We start from the raw sequence: 5,960 nt of genomic DNA, 5'->3' as shown, positions 1-5,960 counted from the left end.
ACACTCGACTAGTCGTCGGCAGCGTCAGATGTGTATAAGAGACAGATCGAGTCGTCGACGACGACAAGGCGGCGGCCGTCGATGACATCACGCAGCGGATTGAGCTTCAGCCGGATCCCACGCTGGCGGATCGTCTGCGACGGTTGGATGAACGTCCGTCCCACATAGGAGTTCTTCACCAGCCCGTCGCCGTACGGGATGTGGCTGGCCTCGGCAAAGCCGACCGCTGCGGGCACGCCCGACTGCGGCACCCCGATCACGAGATCGGCGTCCGCCGGCGCCTCGTGGGCGAGTGTCCGCCCGACCTCGACCCGGGTCGCGTGCACGGAACGGCCCGCGATCGTGGTGTCGGGACGAGCGAGGTAGACGTACTCGAACAGGCATCCGTGCGGTGTCGCCGGCGCAAACCGGTGCGAGCGCGGCCCGTCGGCGTCAATGACGATCAGTTCACCGGGTTCGACCTCGCGGACGAAACCGGCGCCGACGATGTCGAGGGCAGCGGTCTCACTCGCCACGACCCAACCGGTGTCCGGGCCGTCCCCGCCGAGCCGACCCAGCACGAGCGGATGCACACCGTGGGTGTCCCGGGCGGCGTACAGGGTCGAGGTGTCGCAGAACACCAGCGAGAACGCGCCGGCCAGCCGGGGCAGCACGTCCATGGCCGCTTCTTCCAGCGTCAGGCCGGGATGCGCGGCCAACATCGCGGTGATCAGGTCGGAGTCCGTCGTCGCCCGGATCGGGCCCCTGACGGTGTCGGCGAAGTCCGCGGCCAGGGTCGCGGTATTGGTGAGGTTGCCGTTATGACCCAGTGCAACCGCTCCACCGCCGTGCGACGACCGGTAGGACGGCTGGGCATTGTCCCAGGTCGACGATCCGGTGGTCGAGTAACGGGTATGGCCCACGGCCAGGTGCCCGGTCAGGCTCGCCAGGGTCACATCGTCGAAGACCTGGGCGACCAGCCCCAGTTCCTTGAAGACGACGACCGTCCGGCCGTCGGCGACCGCGATACCCGCCGCTTCCTGGCCCCGATGCTGCAACGCGTACAGTCCGTAGTAGGTTAGGTTCGCAACGTCCTCATCCGGAGCCCACACCCCGAACACCCCGCAGGCGTCCCGCGGACCTGGATCATCGACGTACTCGCGGGCCCAGTCCCCGGCATCACGGTGCTCAGTGGTCGCCGCCGGAAGCCGGCTGTCGCTGCGGGAGACATCCGCTGGTTCGACATGCGCCGTCGGACGGGCAGAGTTGGACATCGAACAGTCACCGACGTCGGGCAACACAGCTCCTTGGGACGTCGTTCACACTGGTCCACAGCCCACGCTAGCAGCGCCAACCCGCCCGACACCTGTCGATCTCCAACTCATGCGGGACACCACGGACAGGTCCGGTCCGGGTAGTCCCTCGAGCACCCGAAGCACATGCGCAACGCTGAAGCATATGTGCAACACTGCAGAGCATGACGATCGTCGGCCTCCGCGAACTGCGGACGAACGCCAGTGACGTGATCCGCCGGGTGGAAGCAGGCGAGCGGGTGACGGTCACAGTCGACCGCCGTCCCGTCGCGGAGATCATCCCATTGCGGCGTCGCACCTGGCTTCCGCGTACGGAAGCCATCGCACTTCTGCGCCAGGTCCAGCCCGACCCTGCGATGGAGGACCTGCTCGCCGAGCTCCGGGAAGAACGAGTCGGCGATAACGAGTGAAAATCCTGCTGGACACGTCGCTATTAATCACTATTCATGAGAAAACCGCCCCAATACTGCCGGACGAGGCCACGGATGTAGCCGTGTCCGTGGCCTCCGTCGCAGAACTCACCATCGGCGTACTAGCCGCGACAGACCCGGACATCCGCGCGCAACGACTTGCCACGTTGTCAGCCGTTGAACGCAGTTATGAACCTCTTCTCATCGACACCGACGTTGCCCATACGTATGCCCGCCTTGTAGTGAAAATCAAGGCGTCCGGTCGCAAACCGCGCGTCATGGACACCCTGATCGGGGCTACGGCGATTGTCCATGAATGCACCGTCGCAACCAGGGACGAGGATTTTCACGCCCTTGGCGACGCGGGGGTCCCCTTCGTGATCGTCTGATCCGCCGCAAAGGCCGGCCGAGAGCTCACCGGCCACGTGTTCTGCCACAGCGGGCGGTCCAGCGACGCAATTTACAGCAACGGAATTTCCAGTAGCGGAAGGTAAGGACGCAGGTCGGCGCGGAAGCCGCTGGCCCGCACGCGACCGTCCGCCACCGCGTCCACCCAGCTCAGGCGGCCCACGGCGACATCGACGAAGGTGACCGGATCGGTTTCGACCACGTTCGGCGGTGTGCCCCGGGTGTGCCGCGGACCGTCGACGACCTGCACCGCCGCGAACGGCGGCACCCGTACCTCGACGCAACGCCCCGGAGCGCGCGCCACGAGTAGACCGGTGAAGGTCCGCACGACGATCCGCACCGCGTCCCAATGCGGATCGACCCCCAGGTCAAGACCGTGGACAACACCGTCCACCGCCAGTGCGACCAGAAGGTCCCCCAGCCGCATCCCACCGGCTGCGGTCATGACCGGACGCGCCGGGTCGACGCCGGCGAGCCCGGCCACGGCGGCGGCGATGCCGTCACTCAACCGCGACCGCAGCCGGCCGCGCTCACCGGCTCCCCACCGCGTCTCGGCGGCCGTCCCGTTGGGTGCGTCGTCGCGCGGGCCGAGCCCCGCCAACCCGGCCGGCGCCGCCAGGTAGGACTCCACGCTCAGAAGACGTTCCGAACGTGCGTCCGCGGCCGGCGGGGGCGGACCCGCGAGCGCCGCGGCCAGCGCAGCCGCCGACCCAGCGGTGTGGAGGACAAGGTCCGCGGCACTCCAGCCGGGCAGCCTGCTCGGCCGCGCACACTCCTGCGCTGCGAGTACGGCCGCCCGTTCGGCGATCCGCTCCCATTGGCCGACCACCGCCGACACCAGCTTGCGATCATCACGACGAGCCGCGGACGCCACGGTTCTGCATTATCGGCCGGCCGAAGACGGGCCGACCGGACAGGCCCTAGCTGCACCTGCTCTCCCATCTACCCGGCATTGAAGAGGAGGATGAGGAGATGGACGCGCAGCCGTACGGAAACGTGATCGTGGACGCTGACAGCGGCGACGCCCAGGCCGACCCGCTGGACCACCCGCGCCGCGACGACCGACATGATCAGCTCGCCGTCGGCGAGCTGAACGACCCTTTCGGGACGGCCGCGATCCAACGCCGGGTCCTCGACGCCTGGGCCGCATCCCCCGCGCGGTTCCGCGAGGACGCGAACGCCGAGGAGGACGCCGCCCGCGGCGCGTACCGCGACCGACTCGTCGTTGAACTGCTCCAGAACGCCGTGGACGCGGCCCACGCCGCGGCGGTGCCCTGCCGTGTTCTGATGACGCTGACCAGCAGCGACGACACGGCGACAGAATCTCACGCCGGGATGCTGGAGATCGCCAACACCGGGGCGGGGCTGTCCGCGGCCGGGGTCGAATCACTGTCCACTCTGCGTGCCTCCGCAAAGCGCGACACCGCGGCTCTCGGCCGATTCGGGGTCGGTTTCGCCGCGGTTCTAGCCGTCAGCGACACTCCGTCGATCGTGTCCCGACGGCCGATGGGGCCGTGGGAGGAGCGGGACCACCACAGCGGTGGTGTCGGCTGGTCGAAACAGGCGACCATCGACGCGATCAACACACTCGGTGTGCCCGCCCTCGACGCCGAACTGACCCGCCGCGACGGTGCCGTCCCCGTGCTGCGCCTGCCCTCAACGCTGGCCGACGCGCCACCACCGCCGGAGGGCTACGACACCGTCGTCCGGCTACCGCTGCGTGACGCGGGCGCGATGGCGCTGGCCCGCGCCCTGCTGGCCGGTCTCGACCCGACGCTTCCGCTGGTGATGCCCGGACTGTCCGAGATCACCGTCGTGGTCGACGGTGATCGCACGACGCTTTCCTGCGTCTGGGTGGACCCCACCCCGGCGGGCCCGGCGGGGCCCGCCGGCCAAAGGGCGCGCGACAATGATCTTTCTGGCGCGCCCGGAGGCCTGAATGGGCATGGCCAGGAGGTCGCGCTGCTGGATGGGCGACGCTGGGTTGGCAGGGTGCGACGCGGGGTGATTCCGCCGGATCTGCTCATCGATCGGCCGGTTGAGGAACGTGCCCGTACCGGATACGAGGCCCGGGCCATGGTCTGCGAGGGCGGCTGGCCCAGCGGCGTGCCCACGCTTGTCCGGGCGCCCCAGCCGACCGACGAGCCGCTGTCGTTGCCGGTTCTGGTCAGTGTGGGTCTGCCGTTGGAACCGTCCCGCCGGCACACTGTCGCGGGTCCGCTTCGAGACTGGCTGGTGGACCGGCTCGCCGAGACGATCGTCGACCTTGCTGTCGACCTCGGCGCCGGCAGCCCGCCGGGACCGGATGCCGAGCCAGGTGTCAGCGCGCTGCCGGACGCTGACACCAGATCGGTGGCGCCGGCCGGACCGGACCTGTTCGCACTGATCGCCGCGGGGCAGGATCCGGGCGTCACCCCGGCAGCGCAGGCGCGCGACGCATTCGACCTGCGAGCGCTCGTGGGTACCGGCCATCCGCCGGCTCATTCGCCGCTGGCGGCGCTCGAGCTCGTCCCGACCGGACTGCCGGCCGGTGAGGTCGACGCCAGGTTGCGGGACGCCCTCGCGCGGCTGCTACCGGACGCACCGATGTTTCCCGGCGGGCACCGCGGATCCGACTGTGTGGTCTGCGACCTCGGTCCGGCAACCGACCAGGTCACGGCGCTGCTCACGGCCCCGGCAGTGCTCCGGGGACTGCGGCCTGCGGGCGCGCGATCTGACGATCGTCGCGCGCCCTCTGGTCCTCTGGACGACCGGCCCGAGAACGACGAATTTGGCACCGACGAACTGGGAACCGACAAACCGGGTGACGACGCGGATGGCGCCGTGGACGGCCTGCTGCCGGCGGCCTACGCCGCACGGCATTGGCGGCCGGCCCTCGACGTGCTGGGAGTAGACCGCCTCGACACCGCCGATGTGGTTGAGATTCTCAGCGAGCTCCGCAGACCGCCGTCGTGGTGGGCACGTGCCTATGCGGCACTCGCGACCGCGCCCGACCGGGACGCCCTCGGCGCCCTGCCCGTTCCGCTGGCCGCATCTGCCCCGGACCGGGACCCGGCACCGGACGCTGGGACCGGCCCCGGACCGGACGACACCCGGCTCGGGGTCCGGATGGTGACCGGCCCGCGTGGTCTGCTGCTTCCCACCACCGATCTGGACGTCCTCGCGTTGGTCAGCTCAGGCCTACCGCTGCGGGTCGCGCATCCCGACGCCTGCGCCGGCACGGCCCGCGATGTTCTGCGCACCCTCGGTGCGGTCGAGGGAACCCCCGCGAGTGTGCTGCGCGACGGGTCCGTGGCCGACGCCATCGCCGACATCGACCCCGAAGCGGATCCCGACGCGGCACGCGCGCTGGCCAACGCTGTCCTGGCGCTGGCGCGGGACGCCGGCGATATCGCCGGTGAACTGCCCTGGCTCGCAGATCTGCTGCTTCCCGACACCGATGGCGACTTCAGCCCCGCCGGCGAACTGTTGATCGAAGCTGGCCCCCTCGACCGGGTGCTCGCAAGCGACGCACCGTTCAGCGTCCTCGCCGACGACTTCGCGCGGGCATGGCCGGTGGGCGTGCTGGAAGCGGTCGGGGTACTGCGGACGTTCGCCGTGCTGCATGTCACCGACGTGGGCCTCGACCCGGATGAGCCGGTCCTGCTCGACCTGGACGACAGTGACACCTGGGTGGAGGAGTTGACCGCCCGACTCGAGTCCGCACCCGATCAGGCCAGGGCCGGTGGCGAACCGAGCGCGCCGCCCACGCTGGCGACCTTCTCGGCTGTGCGCGACCTCGAATTCGTCGACCCGTCCCGCTGGCCTGGGGCGCTCGCGGAGCTGGCCCGGCCGCCGCTGCGCGATGTCG

The 5,960-nt window shown here is 70.0% G+C and carries 4 protein-coding genes; 3 read left to right on the top strand and 1 reads right to left on the bottom strand.

Features of this window, described 5'->3' with window-relative positions; translation table 11 throughout:
• Window positions 1-1,456 precede the first annotated feature (1,456 nt).
• Together U9979_RS00895 and U9979_RS00890 are read left to right on the top strand one after the other, a co-directional pair.
• Window positions 1,457-1,702 (top strand): type II toxin-antitoxin system prevent-host-death family antitoxin, encoded by a 246-nt coding sequence (locus tag U9979_RS00895; RefSeq protein WP_322777856.1) that lies wholly within the window; start codon window positions 1,457-1,459, stop codon window positions 1,700-1,702.
• Window positions 1,699-2,091 (top strand): PIN domain-containing protein, encoded by a 393-nt coding sequence (locus U9979_RS00890; protein ID WP_322777855.1) that lies wholly within the window; start codon window positions 1,699-1,701, stop codon window positions 2,089-2,091. Before U9979_RS00895 ends, U9979_RS00890 begins: the two co-directional genes overlap by 4 nt.
• A 71-nt stretch (window positions 2,092-2,162) precedes the next feature.
• Here U9979_RS00890 and U9979_RS00885 read toward each other — a convergent pair whose 3' ends face one another.
• A complete protein-coding gene (locus U9979_RS00885) occupies window positions 2,163-2,984 on the bottom strand; it encodes a sterol carrier family protein (RefSeq protein WP_322777854.1) in 822 nt (273 codons plus the stop codon).
• Window positions 2,985-3,082: 98 nt separating this feature from the next.
• Between U9979_RS00885 and U9979_RS00880 the strand changes: the two genes are divergently transcribed.
• The coding region (locus tag U9979_RS00880; RefSeq protein ID WP_322777853.1) for a sacsin N-terminal ATP-binding-like domain-containing protein at window positions 3,083-5,960 on the top strand (2,878 nt) is incomplete at its 3' end.

The sequence above is a fragment of the Protofrankia sp. Cas4 genome (assembly GCF_963555915.1).
Lineage (GTDB): Bacteria > Actinomycetota > Actinomycetes > Frankiales > Frankiaceae > Protofrankia.
The sequence above is the reverse complement of the archived record's forward strand: the minus strand, read 5'-3'. Positions and strand labels throughout refer to the sequence as shown.

Coding starts and splice junctions, on each gene's coding strand:
- U9979_RS00895 (WP_322777856.1), top strand. CDS start 1,457: ATGACGATCGTCGGCCTCCGCGAACTGCGGACGAACGCCAGTGACGTG.